Origin of the sequence: Arthrobacter sp. EpRS71 (assembly GCF_001512285.1) — a bacterium.
Lineage (GTDB): Bacteria > Actinomycetota > Actinomycetes > Actinomycetales > Micrococcaceae > Arthrobacter.
In genome coordinates this window covers 306,399-322,828 of record NZ_LNUV01000001.1, presented here as the reverse complement: position 1 = coordinate 322,828, position 16,430 = coordinate 306,399, and the positions used below count along the sequence as shown (strand labels likewise).

Annotated in this window: 14 protein-coding genes; 7 read left to right on the top strand and 7 right to left on the bottom strand. The window is 61.8% G+C overall.

All coding sequences use genetic code 11. From position 1 onward, the window contains the following. Genes AR689_RS01445 through AR689_RS01435 form a run of 3 tightly spaced genes read left to right on the top strand, consistent with a single transcriptional unit; the run spans window position 1 to window position 2,962 of the window. Window positions 1-969: a carbohydrate ABC transporter permease gene (locus AR689_RS01445; RefSeq protein WP_062065771.1), complete on the top strand. Its 969-nt coding sequence runs from the start codon at window positions 1-3 to the stop codon at window positions 967-969. Then, entirely contained in the window at window positions 966-1,877 is a 912-nt protein-coding gene (locus AR689_RS01440) for a carbohydrate ABC transporter permease (RefSeq protein WP_062065768.1), read from the top strand. Before AR689_RS01445 ends, AR689_RS01440 begins: the two co-directional genes overlap by 4 nt. Before the next feature lie 23 nt (window positions 1,878-1,900). Continuing rightward, window positions 1,901-2,962 carry an NAD(P)-dependent alcohol dehydrogenase gene (locus AR689_RS01435; RefSeq protein WP_062065765.1) on the top strand — a complete coding sequence of 354 codons (1,062 nt, stop codon included), beginning with the start codon at window positions 1,901-1,903 and terminating at the stop codon, window positions 2,960-2,962. 366 nt (window positions 2,963-3,328) lie between these two features. Here the strand turns inward: AR689_RS01435 and AR689_RS01430 are convergent, their stop codons facing one another. The 6 genes from AR689_RS01430 to AR689_RS01405 form a co-directional block, all read right to left on the bottom strand. Continuing rightward, window positions 3,329-4,189, bottom strand: a complete 861-nt coding sequence (locus AR689_RS01430) for a phosphogluconate dehydrogenase C-terminal domain-containing protein (RefSeq protein ID WP_062065758.1) — start codon at window positions 4,187-4,189, stop codon at window positions 3,329-3,331. A 1-nt stretch (window position 4,190) separates the two neighbouring features. Further along, window positions 4,191-4,991 carry a sugar phosphate isomerase/epimerase family protein gene (locus tag AR689_RS01425; protein WP_062065756.1) on the bottom strand — a complete coding sequence of 267 codons (801 nt, stop codon included), beginning with the start codon at window positions 4,989-4,991 and terminating at the stop codon, window positions 4,191-4,193. Then, window positions 4,988-5,812 (bottom strand): triose-phosphate isomerase family protein, encoded by an 825-nt coding sequence (locus tag AR689_RS01420; RefSeq protein WP_062065753.1) that lies wholly within the window; start codon window positions 5,810-5,812, stop codon window positions 4,988-4,990. Before AR689_RS01420 ends, AR689_RS01425 begins: the two co-directional genes overlap by 4 nt. Next, the gene (locus AR689_RS01415) at window positions 5,796-6,266 is read right to left on the bottom strand and encodes a ribose-5-phosphate isomerase (RefSeq protein ID WP_062065750.1); all 471 of its coding nucleotides are present in this window, start codon (window positions 6,264-6,266) and stop codon (window positions 5,796-5,798) included. The genes AR689_RS01420 and AR689_RS01415 overlap by 17 nt, the downstream gene beginning before the upstream one ends. After that, window positions 6,263-8,020 (bottom strand): dihydroxyacetone kinase family protein, encoded by a 1,758-nt coding sequence (locus AR689_RS01410; RefSeq protein ID WP_062065747.1) that lies wholly within the window; start codon window positions 8,018-8,020, stop codon window positions 6,263-6,265. The genes AR689_RS01415 and AR689_RS01410 overlap by 4 nt, the downstream gene beginning before the upstream one ends. A gap of 83 nt (window positions 8,021-8,103) precedes the next feature. Beyond that, window positions 8,104-9,471, bottom strand: coding sequence for an MFS transporter (locus AR689_RS01405; RefSeq protein ID WP_062065744.1), 1,368 nt, complete (start codon window positions 9,469-9,471; stop codon window positions 8,104-8,106). Window positions 9,472-9,682: 211 nt separating this feature from the next. On the opposite strand from AR689_RS01405, the gene AR689_RS01400 reads away from it, so the two are divergent. Further along, the gene (locus AR689_RS01400) at window positions 9,683-10,432 is read left to right on the top strand and encodes a FadR/GntR family transcriptional regulator (RefSeq protein ID WP_062066106.1); all 750 of its coding nucleotides are present in this window, start codon (window positions 9,683-9,685) and stop codon (window positions 10,430-10,432) included. Between the two features lie 85 nt (window positions 10,433-10,517). On the opposite strand, the gene AR689_RS01395 is transcribed toward AR689_RS01400, so the two are convergent. Beyond that, the gene (locus tag AR689_RS01395) at window positions 10,518-11,807 is read right to left on the bottom strand and encodes an ABC transporter substrate-binding protein (protein ID WP_231745398.1); all 1,290 of its coding nucleotides are present in this window, start codon (window positions 11,805-11,807) and stop codon (window positions 10,518-10,520) included. A 282-nt stretch (window positions 11,808-12,089) separates the two neighbouring features. On the opposite strand from AR689_RS01395, the gene AR689_RS01390 reads away from it, so the two are divergent. Genes AR689_RS01390 through AR689_RS01380 form a run of 3 tightly spaced genes read left to right on the top strand, consistent with a single transcriptional unit; the run spans window position 12,090 to window position 16,369 of the window. Beyond that, a complete protein-coding gene (locus AR689_RS01390) occupies window positions 12,090-13,835 on the top strand; it encodes a DUF5605 domain-containing protein (RefSeq protein ID WP_197412779.1) in 1,746 nt (581 codons plus the stop codon). Continuing rightward, window positions 13,825-15,606, top strand: coding sequence for a D-apionate lactonase family protein (locus AR689_RS01385; protein WP_156424509.1), 1,782 nt, complete (start codon window positions 13,825-13,827; stop codon window positions 15,604-15,606). Before AR689_RS01390 ends, AR689_RS01385 begins: the two co-directional genes overlap by 11 nt. A 7-nt stretch (window positions 15,607-15,613) precedes the next feature. Continuing rightward, the gene (locus AR689_RS01380; protein ID WP_062065738.1) at window positions 15,614-16,369 is read left to right on the top strand and encodes an SDR family NAD(P)-dependent oxidoreductase; all 756 of its coding nucleotides are present in this window, start codon (window positions 15,614-15,616) and stop codon (window positions 16,367-16,369) included. Window positions 16,370-16,430 lie beyond the last annotated feature (61 nt).

Here is a 16,430-nt window from a genome sequence, read left to right as displayed (position 1 = left end):
ATGACTACCGCAACGGCGCGCATCTCCCGCCCGGGACATGCCACAGCCAAACCATCACGCAACAAAGCATCGCGGGAACGCGCCCTGGCCTGGGCTCGGCGCGGACCCTTGCTTCCAGCCTTGATCTTTCTCATCATCGTCACGCAGCTCCCGTTCGTGGTGACCCTGATCATCTCGTTCCTGAACTGGAACAGCCTGAGCCCGGGCACCACGGGTTTCGCCGGCTTCGAGAACTACGTCACGGTCCTCACTGACCCCGACCTCCGTCAAGCGATCTTCACCACCATCCTCCTCACGGTGGCCGTGGTCCTGGCAAGCCTGGTCATTGGCCTGGGCCTGGCCCTGCTGCTCGATAAGAAATTTATCGGCCGGGGACTGGCCCGGACCCTGCTGATTGCACCGTTCCTGGTGGTGCCCGTGGCTGCCGCCCTGATCTGGAAGCACGCACTGCTTAACCCCACCTACGGGTTGATCAACGGCGTCCTGACGTGGGTCTGGTCCCTGTTCGGCAGCGGTAATGCTCCGCAGTTGGACCTGCTGTCCCAGGCGCCGCTGATGGCAGTGATCGTCTCGTTGGTGTGGCAGTGGACGCCTTTCATGATGCTCATCCTGCTGGCCGGGCTGCAGTCCCGGCCCATGGACACCGTGGAGGCAGCCCAGATGGACGGTGCAACGCCGTGGGCCATCTTCCGGCACCTGACGCTCCCGCACCTTCGCCAGTATCTGGAGCTCGGAGGCCTGCTGGGTGCGATCTACATCGTGCAGAATTTCGACGCCGTTTTCACCCTGACGTCGGGCGGCTTGGGTACCGCGAATCTTCCGTACGCGATTTACCAGACGTTCTACTACGCCAATGAGTACGGGCTCGCTTCCGCGGCCGGCGTGGTGGTGGTCATTGGCACCATCCTCGTGGCTACCTTCGCCCTCCGCACCGTTTTCTCGCTCTTCAAGAAGGAGGCAGCACGATGAGCACGCTCAGCCCGTCCTCGGTCCGCGTCACGCCTGAAAAGTCCAGCGCCCAGGTCGTCCGTCGTCGCGGTAAGTCCCGGATGGATCCCACCCGCAACAACACAGCCGCCGGCATCGCCGCCTGGCTGCTGGCGCTGCTTTTTGCCACCCCGGTCCTCTGGATGATCCTGACCTCGTTCCACTCCGAGACGGACGCCGCCACCAACCCTCCATCCGTGGCGGCCAACCTCACTCTGGATGCCTACAAAGAGTTCTTCGGTGAGACATCAGGCGTCAGCCCTTGGCCATCGCTGATCAATTCCGCCACGGCCTCCATCCTCTCCACCGTCCTGGTGCTCGTCCTGGCTATACCCGCCGCCTACGCGCTGTCCATCCGGCCGGTGAAGAAGTGGACGGACGTCATGTTCTTCTTCCTCTCCACCAAGATGATGCCGGTGGTCGCAGCCATCCTGCCGCTCTACCTCTTCGCCAAGACCGTGGGTGCGTTGGACAACATCTGGTTCCTGATCCTCATCTACACCTCCATGAACCTGCCCATCGCGGTGTGGATGATGCGATCCTTCCTCGCCGAAGTCCCCGTCGAAATGCTCGAAGCCGCCCAAATCGACGGCGCCAACCTGCTCCTCACGCTCCGCAAAGTCATCGCCCCCGTGGCGATGCCCGGCATCGCCGCCACTGCCCTGATCTGCTTCATCTTCAGCTGGAACGAACTCCTGCTGGCCCGGGTACTCACAGGCGTCGTGGCCGGCACAGCTCCGGTGTTCCTGACTGGATTCGTCTCCAGCCAAGGCCTCTTCCTCGCCAAAGTCTGCGCAGCTGCCGTCGTCATTTCTCTCCCCGTGCTGTTCGCCGGATTCGCAGCCCAGGACAAGCTCGTCCAAGGTCTCTCGCTCGGCGCCGTCAAGTAGCCAACGTCAAAAGGATTCCCATCATGACAACCTCAACCACCCAAACCACTCGATTTAGCCAGCCCGAACTACCGGCCACCATGCGTGCCGCCATCCTGCAGCGGCAGGGCGAGATGACCATGGAGACCCTCCCCATCCCGCACCTGGAAGCCGACCAGGTGCTGGTGCAGGTTTCCGCCGTCGGCGTCTGTGGAAGCGATGTCCACTACTACGAGCATGGCCGGATCGGTGATTACGTGGTGGACCACCCGCTGATCCTGGGCCACGAACTCGCGGGGCGGATTGCCGCCGTCGGGAGTTCAGTGGACCCCGCCCGCCTCGGTGCGAGGGTCGCCGTCGAACCCCAACGCCCGTGCCGGACCTGCAAGCAATGCAAGGCCGGACGCTACAACCTGTGCCCTCAGATGGAGTTCTACGCCACCCCGCCGGTGGACGGCGCTTTCGCCGAATACGTCACCATCCAAAGCGACTTCGCCTACGACATCCCGGACAACGTCAGCGACGAAGCCGCCGCTCTGATCGAGCCGCTCTCGGTAGGGCTCTGGGCGTGCGAGCGGGCAGAAATCAAGCCAGGAAGCCGGGTCCTGATCGCCGGCGCCGGGCCCATCGGCATCATCGCCGCGCAAGCCGCCCGGGCCTTCGGCGCCAGCGAAATCCACATCACGGACATCGCCGAAGACCGGCTCGCCTTTGCCTTGGAACACGGCGCGACGCACGCGTTGAACGCGAAGACGGACAGCGTTGAAGGACTCGACGTCGATGCCTTCATTGACGCTTCAGGCGCACCTCAGGCGGTCCGTTCCGGGATTAGGGCCGTGGGGCCGGCGGGCCGGGTAATCCTCGTAGGGCTGGGGGCGGACGACGTCGAACTCCCCGTCTCCTTCATCCAAAACCGCGAGATCTGGCTCTCCGGCGTGTTCCGCTACACCAACACCTGGCCGCTTGCCATCCAGCTCTTGGCCGACGGCAAGGTGGACTTGGACATCCTTGTGACGGGCAAGTTTGCACTCGCTGAGTCCGAGGCAGCCCTCACGGCAGGCAAGCAGCCCGGCCAGCTCAAAGCCGTGGTGTATCCGGGCCGATGAGTGCTGAGGATACTTTGCTCGCCACGGAAGGCTTTACCCGGGGGTCCTCCTTGCCGGCAACGACGAAGTCGTCCGGCAGTCCTCGTGACTTCAGCGCCGATGCGACGCTGTGATTCATTTATGCCAGTGAGGGCTCCCTCTGGAGCAGCGCAATAGCCACCCTGATAAAGCGCGGCTGTGGAGGGGTGACGCCACCTATGCGGCTCGTCCCTGTGCGGTTCCAACGGATTCGCGCAACAGAATCTCGGAACGAGTAAAGGCGGGCAGTGCCGTTCGAGTCGTATTGCGGACTCGCCTCATCGCTTCGTTGGCAGAAACGGTCTGGAGGTGCGGCGTAGTGGCTACCGCACCTCCTCCTTTAGGGGCTTAGCGCTTGACGGCGTCCAGCTTGAGCATCTTGGCGATCACGCCGTCCAGCTCTGAGTCGTCGAAGATCTTTTTCCAGTCGTCCTTGATGATGGTGTCCTTGCCGTACTGGATGGCGATTTCGCAGGCTTCGGAGAACGGGTTGGATCCGCGCAGGGCGTTGGTGAGGGCGATCTGGACGTGGCCGAACAGCATGGCCTTGGCTGCTTCCTCGGGGACACCGGCGGTGTGGACGGTCTCGTGGAGTGCCTCGTTGAGGAGGGTTCCGATCATGCAGGCCACGGTTTCCACCAGGGTGGGTTCCAGGATGGCGAGCTGTTTGACGGTGACCCAGTGAACGTCGATCACGGGTGCGTAGATGGTGCGGATGACCGCTTCGGCCACGTCGCGGGTCGCGGTGGGTGCGTCGTCGTCGATCGCGGAGACCACGTTCTGCGGGGCGCCCTGTCCGCCGAAGGTATCGGCCCATTCTTCCTTGGTGGTGCGCTCCAGGAACACGGACGGGTGGCAGGGGTGGGCAACGGCCTGGACGACGTCGTCGCGCTTGGCCAGGAGGCCTGCGTAGGCGGCGGCGGGATCGAGGGTGAGGAGGATGGCGCCGGACTTCATCTGCGGAACGACGGCTTCGGAGACGATGCCCAGGACGGTGTCCGGCACGGCGAGGATGACGACGTCGGCCGTGGGGACGGCGTCGTCGGTGGCGGTGATGTCGCGGCCTTCGGCGCGGACGCGTTCCTGGCCTGCGGGGGAGTTCTCGCTGTAGAAGACGTTGTGGGTGGACTTCTGGAGGTTGCGGGAAACGCGCATTCCCATTTTTCCTCCGGCTCCGACAACGGCGACGGTCAATGTTTCTGCTGACATTTCATTTGCTCCTTAGGAAATCGAGGCTTTGTTGGGTCCACTGGTTTTCGAGGCGGATGGTCTCCGCTTCGGAGTCCTGCCAGGGCAGCCAGTGTTCGACGATTTGGTTGATGTGTCTTTCTTTGGGCTTGATCTTTTCGACCATGTAGTCGTAGTCGAGAAGGCCTTCGCCGAGGGGTGCGCCCGTGTACGTGAACCCGACCCATCCCTGTTTGCGGCTGAACGCAAAGTCTTTGATGTGCATGTTCAGGACGTAGGGCGCGACGGCGTCAATCACCTGCTGCGGCATCTCCAGTGCGGCCACGGTGTTGGCGGGGTCGCTGCAGATTCCGAGGTAGGGGCTGGCGACGCGGCGGACCACGTCCAGGATCCGTTCCGTAGGGACCTGTTCATAGGTCTCTACGGCGATCCTCACCCCGGCTGCCTGAAACTCCGGCAGGACGTCGGTGAAGATCTGGACGGCTTCGTCGTTGTCCGGGGTGTGTCCGGGGACGTTGAACATGGTGCGCAGCAGGTCCGAGCCCAGCACTTCGGCGATGTGCAGGAACGTGCGCAGGTGTTCCGGGCGGATGCCCTTCGTCCCCACTTCCAGGGTGATGCCCAGCCCGTCGGCCGTCGTACGGACGGCGGCGAGCTCGTCGTCGTTCATGGTTTCCAGCGGCGCGTAGTCGCAGATCTGGAACAGGTCCACGCCCAGATCCGCCGCTTTCCGCAACGCGTCGTGGATGTTCATCGGCCGGCTGACCTGGTCCGAGAGCTGCCAGAAGAACGCGTAGCTGCTGAGGCCAATCCTGCTGCTCATGCTGCCACCGCCTTCGCGGCGAGGCGCGCGGCGGTCTCGTCCAGGATGGTCTTCAGCGCTGCGGGATCGTGCGCGAAGCGGCCCAGGAACAAGCCTGCGACGGCGGTGTCCAGTTCCGTGATGAGGCCCGGTCCGGCGCTGCCGCCGTAGATGACGCGGCTCTCTTCCTGGCCCGGCAACGTACGCAGGTGCTGGTCCAGGCCGCGGACCACGGCGCTGATGTATTCCGGGGTTGCTGGTTCCGGGGCGCCGATGGCCCATTGCGGTTCGTAGGCCACGATGGTCCGGGCTGTGGGACCGAGCGTTCCGGCGCGGTTGAGGGCGGCGTCGATGTCGGCCGTGCACTGGGCGATTGCTTCCTCGGGGGAGCCGGCATTCAGTTCGCCAACGCACAGCACGGGGGTGAGTCCGTTGCGGTAGGCCGCCGCCGTTTTCAACCCGATCACCCGATGGTCCTCGCCGAAGATCCGGCGGCGCTCGGCGTGGCCCACTTCCACATACCGGCCGCCGAGTTCGGCGACGGTTTTGCCGCCGACTTCGCCGGTGTACGCGCCTTCGTCTTCCCAGAAGATGTCCTGCGCTCCGGTTCCAACGCCGGCAGCGCCCAGGATCCGGGCCGCCTCGGGCAGTACCGGGAGGCTGGGGAGCACGAACAGTTCGATGTCGCCGCTCACCACTGCCGGGTGCTTGAAGGCGATGGTGGCGATGTCGCGGCAGTAGTCCACGGATCGCTGGTAGCCGAAGTACATTTTCAGGCTCACACCGATCACCGCGAGTGGTTGCCGGGATGCCGCGCTGGCGGTCTTAGCAGGAAGAGACACCCTCGTAGTCCTTAATTAGTGTGACCTTCTCGGCCGAGGCGGAGGTTTCGTCGAAGGTGTAGGTGAGCCATTCCTTGGCCAGGCGGCGGGCGAGCTCCAGCCCGACCACGCGCTGGCCGAACGTGAGGACCTGGGCGTTGTTGCTCAGGACCGAGCGTTCCACGGAGAAGGAATCGTGGGCGGTGACGGCGCGGATGCCGGGAACCTTGTTCGCAGCGATCGCAACGCCCAATCCGGTGCCGCAGACCAGGAGTGCCCGGTCCGCCTTGCCGGCGGCGATCAGTTCAGCGGCGGCGATGGCAACAGAGGGGTACGGTGTGTGGCTCGAGGCGTCCACCCCTACGTCGGTCACTGATTCGACCAAGCCGCTCGCTTCCAGATCGGCTTTCAAGGCCTCCTTGTACTCGAATCCGGCATCGTCCGATCCAACGACCAGGCGCAGTTTGGTGCTCATGCTGTTTCCTTTACTGAGATCTTCCCGGCGGTGTTCCCGGCGAGGGTGTTGTGGATGGCCCGGACGATCAGGGCCATGGAGACGGCTCCGGCGTCGGGTGTTCCCAAGCTTTTTTCGGCGTGCGGGCGGGCGCGGCCCATGAGGGGCAGCAGGTTGGCGGTTGCTTCGGCGGATTGTTCGGCGATGGTGGTGGCGGCACCCCATGCCTCCCTGAGGCTAGCTCCGCCCTGAACAGCGGTCGTGAGGGTTTCGCTGAACGGGGCCAGAACGTCCACCAGGGTTTTGTCGCCGACCTTGGCCTTGCCGAAGTCCATGATGGAACGCTTCGCCTCGGCCACTCCCGCGGCCACGGCTACAGCGTTGGGGGCGTCGGTGTCGCCGACGGATTGTCCGACGGCGCGCAGGGCCATGCCCCACAGTGCTCCTGAGGTGCCACCGGCTTTGTCCGCCCAGGCATCGGCAGCCAGGTTCAGGGCGGTCCCTGCACCTGCCCCGCGTTCGACGGCGTCTGCCGCAGCTGCGACGGCGGCGTGGATACCGCGTTCCATGCCGATGCCGTGGTCACCGTCGCCGGCAATCGCGTCGATGCGGCCCAGTTCTTCCACGTTGGCGTCCACCACGGCTTTGGCGGCGTCGAGGGCTGCCAGGACTGTGGGGGCCGCCGTTTTGGATTCATCGCTGGCGTCCGGGATCACGGCTTGCTGCTCGGCGGCCAGGGTGAGTTGCTCGGCGTCGAGCGCTTGGGCGGTGATTGCGCCGCGGCGGAAGGCCGGGGCGTCCGCGGGAGCCAGCCACAGTTCTTCGAGCTCGGAGTCCAGCCAGAACAGTGTCAGGGAGGTTCCAGCCATGTCGAAGCTGGTCACCAGCTCGCCCACCTGCGGGTCCACTGCCTGAATGCCGGCCTCGGCCAGGAGCTGGGCCACGCGGCGGTAGAGAACGAACAACTCCTCGTATTTAACGCTGCCCAGACCGTTGAGGATCGGGACCACCCGTGCGCCGTGGGCGGACAGTCCTTCCGGGATCTCGGCGAGGAGGTCCTTGACCAGAAGTTCGGCCAGTTCATCCGCCGTCGGAATGTTCGTCTCGGCAATGCCGGGTTCGCCATGGATGCCCATGCCAACGGCCATGCGCCCTTCGGGAACGGAGAAGAGCGGGTGGTCCGCGCCCGGCAGGGTGCAACCGGTGAACGCCACTCCGAAGGAACGCGTACGGTCATTGGCGCGCTCGGCGATCTCCACCGCAGCGTCCATGGAGTAGCCTGCCTCGGAGGCAGCAGCGGCAACTTTGAAGACCGTCAGGTCCCCGGCGATCCCGCGGCGCTTGTGCCTTTCGGCCAAGGGGGCGGAGGAAATGTCGTCCGTGACGGCGATGCTCCTGCAGTCGATGCCCTCGGCGCGCAGCTTGTCCTGGGCCTGGGTGAAGTGCAGGACGTCCCCGGCGTAGTTACCGTAACCCAGGAGCACGCCGCCGCCGTTTTCCGCGGCCTTGGCCACGTTGTAGACCTGCTGTGCCGAGGGTGAGGCGAAGAGGTTGCCCATCGCTGCGCCGTGCGCTAGGCCCTGACCCACCAGGCCGGCGAAGGCGGGGTAGTGGCCGGAGCCGCCGCCGATCACCAAGGCGACCGAGTCCGGCGTCGAGCGCGTGCTGCGGGCAACACCGCCGGAAACGCGCCGGACCCACCGGCCGTGCGATGCGACGAAGCCTTCGATCATTTCATCAGCGAAAGCTGAGGGCTCGTTGTAGAGGCGGGTCATGAAGTATCTCCTGGGCTGTACTGAAAGTGTGAAGTGGTGGTTGCGCCCTCCCTGCTGGGAGGGCACAACCTGCTTGTGGTGTTCTACGGTTCCGCGTGCTGCCCGGCTCCTCGCGGGTCCAATGCCTCGGCCGGGGTGCCTGTGGCGGCCTTGCCCTGCTTGCTCAGAGTCACCATGAGGACTGAGGAGAGCAACATGAAGCCACCGACGACGAACATGGGCACCGTGTAGCCGCCCGTCAGGTCCTTGAGCCAGCCGGTGATGTAGCCGGCGCTGAAGCCTGCCAGGTTGCCCACTGTGTTGATCAGGGCGATGCCAGCTGCTGCGGCTGCTCCGGTGAGGAACTGGGTGGGGACGGTCCAGAAGTTGGGCAGGGCCGCGAAGATGGACATGGCCGTGATGGTGATGACAGCGATGGTTGCTGCGGGGGAGCCGGCGAATAGTGCCAGCGGGATGCTGATGCCGCCGATGAGGGCCGGAAGAGCGATGTGCCAGGTCTTCACGCCGCGCTTGGTGGCGTCCTTGGACCAGAAGTAGAGGGCAAATGCTGCCGGGAGGTACGGGATGGCGGTGATGAGTCCCTTTTGGAACACATCGAACTTGGTGCCGTAGAGGCCTTCGAAGCCGGCGATGATGGTGGGGAGGAAGAAGCCCAGCGCGTAGAGGCCGTAGATAAAGCCGAAGTAGATCAGGGAGAGCATCCATACCCGGCCGTTGCCGAACACCGTGCGAACGCTGACGTGCTTGTTGCTGGCGGCGGTTTCCTTCTTTTCCTTCTCCAGGGCGCCGGTCAGCCAGGTCTTCTCTTCGGCGGTGAGCCACTTGGCCTTGGAGGGGTTGTCTGCCAGGTAGAACCAGGCGACGATCCCGACGATGATCGCGGGGATTGCGACTCCGAAGAACATGAAACGCCAGCCCTCAAGGCCGAAGAACACTCCGTGCTGCTGGATCAAAGCGCCTGCGAGGGGAGCACCGATCACCGTGGTGAGGGGCTGTGCCAAGTAGAAGAGGGCCAGGATCTTGCTGCGGTGCTTGGACGGCACCCACAGGCTCAGGAAGAGGATGGCGCCTGGGAAGAAGCCGGCTTCGGCCACACCCAGAATGAAACGGAGGATGTAAAGCTGTTCAACATTGCCCACCCAGGTGAAGAGCAAAGACACGATGCCCCAACTGACCATGATGCGGGCCAGCCAGCGGCGGGCACCGAACTTGTGGAGCGCCAGGTTGCTGGGGATCTCGAGCAGGATGTAGCCGATGAAAAAGACGCCGGAGGCGAAGCCGAACTGCGCTGCGGACAGGGCGAGGTCGTTGTTCATGCCGTTGGGGCCGGCGAACGAGATGGCCGTGCGGTCCAGATAGTTGATGAAGAACATCAGGGCGACGAACGGCACCAGCCGGATTGCCACCTTCTTAATTGCGGATTTTTCGACCACCGATTGTGTGGTGTCCACATTGACTCCTAGATGTTGGTGTCCCTGCGGATCCTGCACTGGATGCGCCGGGCTGACTCGTGACCTTGCCGGCGGGGATCCGGCGATGGCGAAGCTTGTGATTTAAACCATAAGACGAGGATCTGAATTGGTCAACCGGTTGACTGATTAAGATTTTCGAGAACGGGTTGCGTGCCGCAGGAATTGGTCATCCAGTTGCTACGCTGTGAAGGTGTCAGCGAACTCAGCCGCAGCAGCGGCCCACATGACGGCTGCTCTGGCCCCTATGGAGCAAGGCTCCGTGGTGTCCGAGGTAGCCGAGCGGCTCCTTGCTTACTTCACGAGCGGCGACATCGCCCCCGGTACTCGTCTTCCGGCGGAGCGAAATTTGGCCACCTCCTTAGGCGTCGGGCGCTCTGCTGTTCGCGAGGCACTGGCCGCCTTGGAGATCCTTGGAATTGTGGTTGTGCGGCCGGGTTCCGGTACCTACTTGCGCGACGGCGTCTCCGAGCTATTGCCGCGAACGCTCAGTTGGGGACTGATGCTGGGGGAGCCCAGGACCCGCGAATTGGTTGAATTGCGCAGCGGCCTTGAAGTCCAAGCGGTGGAGTTGGCCGCACTCAGGGTCACCGACGAAGCCCTGGAGCGAATGCGGGCAGACTTGGACGCGATGGAGAAGAGTCTCGATGACTTGGCAGCCTTCGTGGAAGCCGATGCCGCCTTCCATCGGGAGATCGCGGCCGCATCGGGCAATGTGGTCTTGGAGGAACTCCTGCAGAGCATCCGCTCGCTGCTGAGGATTTGGGTGGACCGTGCCCTCACCGACGAAGGCCACGCCGAGGCAGCTTTGCGCGAACACACCGCTATCTATGAGGCGCTCAAGGCACGGGACGCAGCCGCCGTATCACAGACCATGAGGGCCCACATGGGCACGGCGTCCCGCCGCCTGCTCGCAGGGTTCGATTCCGCTCAAGAGGTCTAGGGGGAAGCCTCCAATCTTGTCGTTTTAGCAGCTTAAACGAGGGAAGCCTGCCCCGAAGTGGAGCAGGCTTCCCTGAATCGCAGGTCTATCTGATGGCGCTGTTAACCTCGTCTATGAACGCCTGCGCGGCATCTTCGGGCGACTTGCGCTCAAACAGGACCTCCGACAGGAAGCGCTGAACGGTGGCAGTCATCGTTGCCGTACCTGGGGGGAAGGGCTTCGGTGCGGTGACTTTCATGTCGGCGAGCCGGTCCAGATAGGCTGCTTCGGCTTTCTGGTTGTCATTGAGGACATCAACAACTTCGGATCGGACAGATTTGCTGGCGGGCATCCCACGATCACTCTTGATCAGCTTGCCGGCTTCCGGGCTGTTTACCAGGAAGTTCAGCAGTCGCGCAGCCGCTTTGGGGTACTTCGACTTTGCCGAAATGGTGTATTCCATGGAAGAACGAAGCCAGTTTCCACTCTTTACGGACTCAGATGGCAGTTTTGCCATTACCAAATTATGCCCAACATAAGACCGTGCCTGGTTGCTCCACGTGATGCTCATGGCGGCCTTTCCCTGACCGAGCAATGTCTGCTCGGCTGTCGCCGCCAGATTTTCCACGTTCTGGGAAGCGCTCGGAGCGGCACCTGCTTTCTGCAGGTCGAGCTGCTCCTTGAACCATGCCGCAATGCGGTCCCGGCTCATCGACACTTTGCCGTCATCTGCGAAGGGTGTTTCGCCGACCTGTCGGGCCCAGCTAACCAGGCTTACGTCGTTGGCAAAGGGTTGTACGGCAAAGGAGCCTGACGGCAATTTCTCTTTCAACTCTTTGGCGATCTGGTTGTAGTCATCCCAAGTCCACGTGTTGTCGTCCGGCAAGGGTACGCCGGCAGATTCGAAGACAGCGGGGTCAAGAACCATAGTCAATGAGTTGGTTCCGGCTGTGATGCTGTACTGCTTCCCTTCGATCCTGCCCAGGTTGAGGATCTCGTCATCAAACTGGTTCAGATCGATCTGCCCGCTGACTTGATCGAGATCGAGGAGGGCGCCCCGGCTGGCGTACTCCCCGGGGTAGGAGCCGGCCATGGTGATGACATCAGGCATGGTTCCAGCGGCCACCTGTGTAGCAAGCTTGTCCCAGTATGCGCCGAACTCGGAGTACTCGGCATTCACCTTGATATCAGGGTTGGCTTCCTCAAACTTCTTGATGACCTCTTGCGTTGTTTTGGCGCGGCTATCGTTTCCCCACCACGACATAGTGATGGTAACCGGATCCTGAGCGGTGCCTTCGCGCTCGGGCTCAGCGTTGGTGCCGCAGCCTGTCAGGAGCAGGGAGGTTGATATTACGGCCGCCGATATGGCTGTTAAAGCTCGTCCTTTTCGTATCAAGGGGACTCATTCCTTCGGTGTGAGGGGGTGCTCCCGGCGTCCCTCAGCATCGAGGGATCCGAACCAAGCGCGGACGCGGAAATCGCTGAGCGCGTTTCGAGTCAACCGCCCATTGCTAAATTGGTCAACCGGTTGACTTGATCATCCGGCGATTCTAGTATCATGTGAGAAAACGTTTTCTGCAAGTACTTTCTTATCAACAACGCAGAGTCAACATCAGGGAACACCGTGCCCCGCACAGTGCGTGCGGGTTTCACCCCATCCCGGAAAGGTCAGGCAACGATGCCAGCCATCAGCGAAGACACGCTCACGTACCAAATCGTCGGACAGGACGGGGGTGTCCAAGTACTTCGAAAATACGTACCCGACCTCCTGGATGACCCCAAATTGCGCAATCTTCACTCATTTCCCCTCCGAATGGTGTTGGACCAAACAGAACTGGTGAGGGGGAGTACTGCCCGAGACGCATTGGTTGATGAGCTAGCAGCAATCAGCGTGGCGACGTTCCCTGATGAGCGCACGCAGCATGAGGTGAATCGAGGGGAAGGCCTGCACCCGAAGGGGACTTGCAGATTTGAAGCCGCGACCAGAGCCTGGGAGCGTTTTGAAGTGGTCTTCACTGGCCCGAGCGAGGGCAACCCGGTGCTGGACATCTCGTTGGAAGCAACGTTCACCTGTGGAGATGTCTCGGTGAATGTCCCCGGTTTCTATGACGGAGATGGCCGGTATCTGATTCGGCTCCTGATCCCATCAGCGGGATCGTGGACCTTCGTGACGTCAAGCAGTGCAGAGGAACTTGACGGCATCACTGGGGCATTTACGGCTGGAGAGCGTGCGCAAGCTAACCGGGGCATAGTCCAAGTCGCCAATAAGTTCCATTTCGGCTACTCCGACGGCACCGCCTACCGTCCCATGGGAACGACATCGTACTCATGGATTCACCAGCAGCGCGAGATCGTTGATCAAACGCTGGAGACGCTGGCCGACGGAACTTTCAACAAGATGCGCATGTGCATTTTCCCGAAGTCCTACTATCTTTGTGAAAACGAGCCGTCGATGTACCCATTCGACGGCGATCCCGAATCTGGTTTCGACTTAGCCCGTCCCAACTTCCGGTTTTTTCAGCACCTTGATGCCATGGTCCAGCGCCTCGACGAGATGGGTATCGAAGCGGATTTGATCCTTTTCCACGGATACGATCGGTGGGGCTTTTCTTCCATGCCCCCTGAATATGATGATTTGTACGTGAAATATGTGGTTTCGCGCCTTGCGGGATACCGCAACGTCTGGTGGTCACTCGCCAACGAATTCGACCTCATGCCTGGCAAGACGGCCAATGATTGGGAGCGCTACGCAGAAATCATCCGGCAGAACGATCCGACAGGACACCTGCTGTCGATTCATAACAGCATTCAGTTCTATAACCACTCCCGCCCTTGGGTTACTCACTGCAGCATTCAGCAAAACCATTTCTACCTCACTGCAGAAGAGACCACCCGGTGGCGTCAAGAATGGCAGAAGCCAATCGTCATCGATGAATGCGTCTACGAAGGAAACATCGACAGGCGTTGGGGAGACATCACTGGTCGCGAACTGACTCGTCGCTTCTGGGAAGGAGCTATCCGCGGTGGCTACGTAGGCCACAGCGAAACCTATGCGCACCCGGACGACATCCTGTGGTGGGCCAAGGGTGGTCACCTGTATGGCAGCAGCCCCAGCCGGATAGCCTTCCTTGACCGGATCCTAGCTGAATCGCCAGATGGATTCCTCGAGCCGCTCCCTCAGCAGGACAAAATCATCGCCGCTGGTATCCCGGACCAGTACGAAGTCGTGTATTTTGGGCTCAATCGGCCAGCGTTCTGGCACTTCGACAAGCCCGAAGGTCTCTCCTTCACCATCGATGTCATCGACACGTGGAACATGACCATTGAAACACTTCCCGGGACTTTCAGTGGAAGCTTCCGCTTGGACCTCCCCGGAACGGAGTACATTGCCCTCCGATTCCGGGCGGTGCTTCATGACCACTAATCCTGAAAGTCTCAAACACAGGCTCGACGCTCCAGTGGAGCTCATTGAGTCGGGCCCGTGGCAAGTGCAGCTTCGGGGAGATGAACTCGCCGGGATCCGGCATTCGGGCACGCCGGTCCTGAGGGCAATCCGCGCCGTCATCAGGGACCATGATTGGCGGACGTTGGCACCAAAAGTTATCTCACGGAGCGGGAGCCGCCAAAGCGGCCTAACGCAGCTTCGCCTAGAAATTGACTACACAGGATTCGGATCTCAATATCACGCCAGCGTGGCCCTGGAACTTCGGGCAGACAGCCTGCATGTCAGCTTTGACGGAGAAGCCAGTAAGGATTTCCACAGCAACCGCATAGGGCTTGTGCTGCTGCATCATCTGGACGATGCCGGGCGGGAATTCACCGTTGTTGCACCTGGCGGTGAACTTAGCTCCGTGGTACTCCCTGCGCAGATCAGCCCTCACCAGCCGGTCAAGGACATGTCCGCCATGACATGGCAGCGGAACAACAGCACCTTCAGGGTGGCGTTCGAAGGGGACGTCTTCGAAATGGAGGACCAGCGGAACTGGACAGACGCCTCGTTCAAGACCTACAGCACACCGCTTTCGAGGCCATTCCCGGTTCTTGTGCCCGCCGGAGAGAAACTGCACCAGTCCGTACTTCTCACAGCGAACTCCTCGGAACAGCCTGCAGCGGATGGCCCGGCGTCCCCTGTGCCTTCCATCAAGATAGGGCTTGAAGCCATCGGTCGAGTCCCTGCACTCGGGACTTCATCGGGATACGAAATTCCCGTGGGTTCGGCTGCCGGGTTCAGGGCTGTGCCAGGCATGGCTCCGTTGATCGTCGAGATTCCGGGCCACGAGCCTGAGGTTGCTCAGGGAGTTCTAGCTTCGGTCACCGAGCATGCGACCGCCCTCGGGGTCGGGTTGGATGTCCGGATCACAGTCCGAAGCGAGGCCGACATAGCGGGTGCGCTTGATCTGATGTCCTTGGACAGAGTGCGTCGTGTGGGTGTCTTCGGTCTAAAAAGTCATGTCACGGATCCTGGTCTGTGGACTGAACTCAAGCGGGAAGCCCAACGACGCGGATTCGAGGGAAGCCTGATGGCGGGAACTACTGCGCATTTCGCCGAGTTAAACCGCGCCGGCGGTTCCATTCCTACGGATGCGGACTCATACACCTATAGTCTGACGCCCCAGATGCACGCCACGGAGGTCACACACATTGTGGAGAGTATCCCCGTGCAGCGCCTGACAGCAGTGAATGCGCGTCGGATTATGGGATCGAAACCGTTTCATGTTGGTCCAGTCACGCTGAGGCCTCGGTTCAACGCTGTAGCCACCAGCGGCTCCCGGGAGTGGGGTAGGGCAACAGATGTCCAGCCGGATCCTTTGCAGCAGGACAATTTTGCTGCGGCCTGGCTACTGGGCAGTGTGGCAGCTCTGACGGTGCCTGGAGTCGAATCAGTAAGCTTCTTCGAATTGGCCGGCCCCCGTGGCCTGATTCAGAGCGACGGTGAACCAACCCCTGCCTTGGAGCTTTTTGTGCGCCTGGCTGCTTTGCGGGGAGCCCCTGTCCTCGGCTACGAGGGAAATGTGCCCGGTGTCTCCGTCTATCCCGTCCAGGTTGAAGAAGGCGTACTCCTTGCTGCCGCGAACATGACAGCGGACGCCGTCCCATTGGTCGTGGAATGCGGCAACGGAACAAAAACCGAAATCGAGCTTGCGCCGTGGTCCGCCGCTGAGAAGCTGCTTGAGTACTCAACTGCAACGAAATGAGGTTTATATGTCAGGCCGACTAGTGAACAAGACCGCATTGGTCACCGGAGCTGGTTCGGGCATCGGGCTCGCCGTAGCTCAGCGCTTCCTCAGGGAAGGGGCACGTGTCTATTTCGCGGATATCAATGCATCCGCGGCCGAGGAAGCGTCCCAGCCATGGGGCGGGGCAAACGCAAAAGCACTCTGCATGGATGTCTCGGACGAGGTCAGCGTCAAATCAACTTTTGATGCGGCGACGGCGGATGGACCCCTGGACATTGTGGTGGCCAACGCGGGGATCCAACTCTTCGGGCTGGACGCCAAAGTAGGGGACCTCGATCTGGACACTTGGGAACGAACAGTTGCGGTGAACCAGCGAGGAGCCTTCCTCACACTCAAATACGCGGTCCGCGCACTCTCGGGCCGTGGCGGGTCCATCATTTGCACAGGCAGCCCGACAGCGATGGTTGCATGCGGACGAACCTTCACCGCGTACACCACTACCAAGTCTGCGGTCCACGGCCTGGCCCGGGTGGTTGCTGCAGATTACGCCGACGAAGGTATCAGGGTAAACACCGTAGTCCCCGGCTACACCGAGACGCCCCTCGTTCGAACCATTGCCGAGGACGCATCGCAACGCGCTGTCCTGGTGGACTCGACCATGTTGGGCAGGGCTGGCACAGCCCAAGATGTGGAGGGCATTATGGTCTACCTCGCCAGTGACGATTCAACCTACGCAACCGGCGGGATCTTCACTGTCGACGGCGGCCTAACCGCGGTGTAGTCGAACTTATACAGGTGAATACGGCGGCCGGGGTGCCTTGCTGGACCCCCTCTCTGATGGG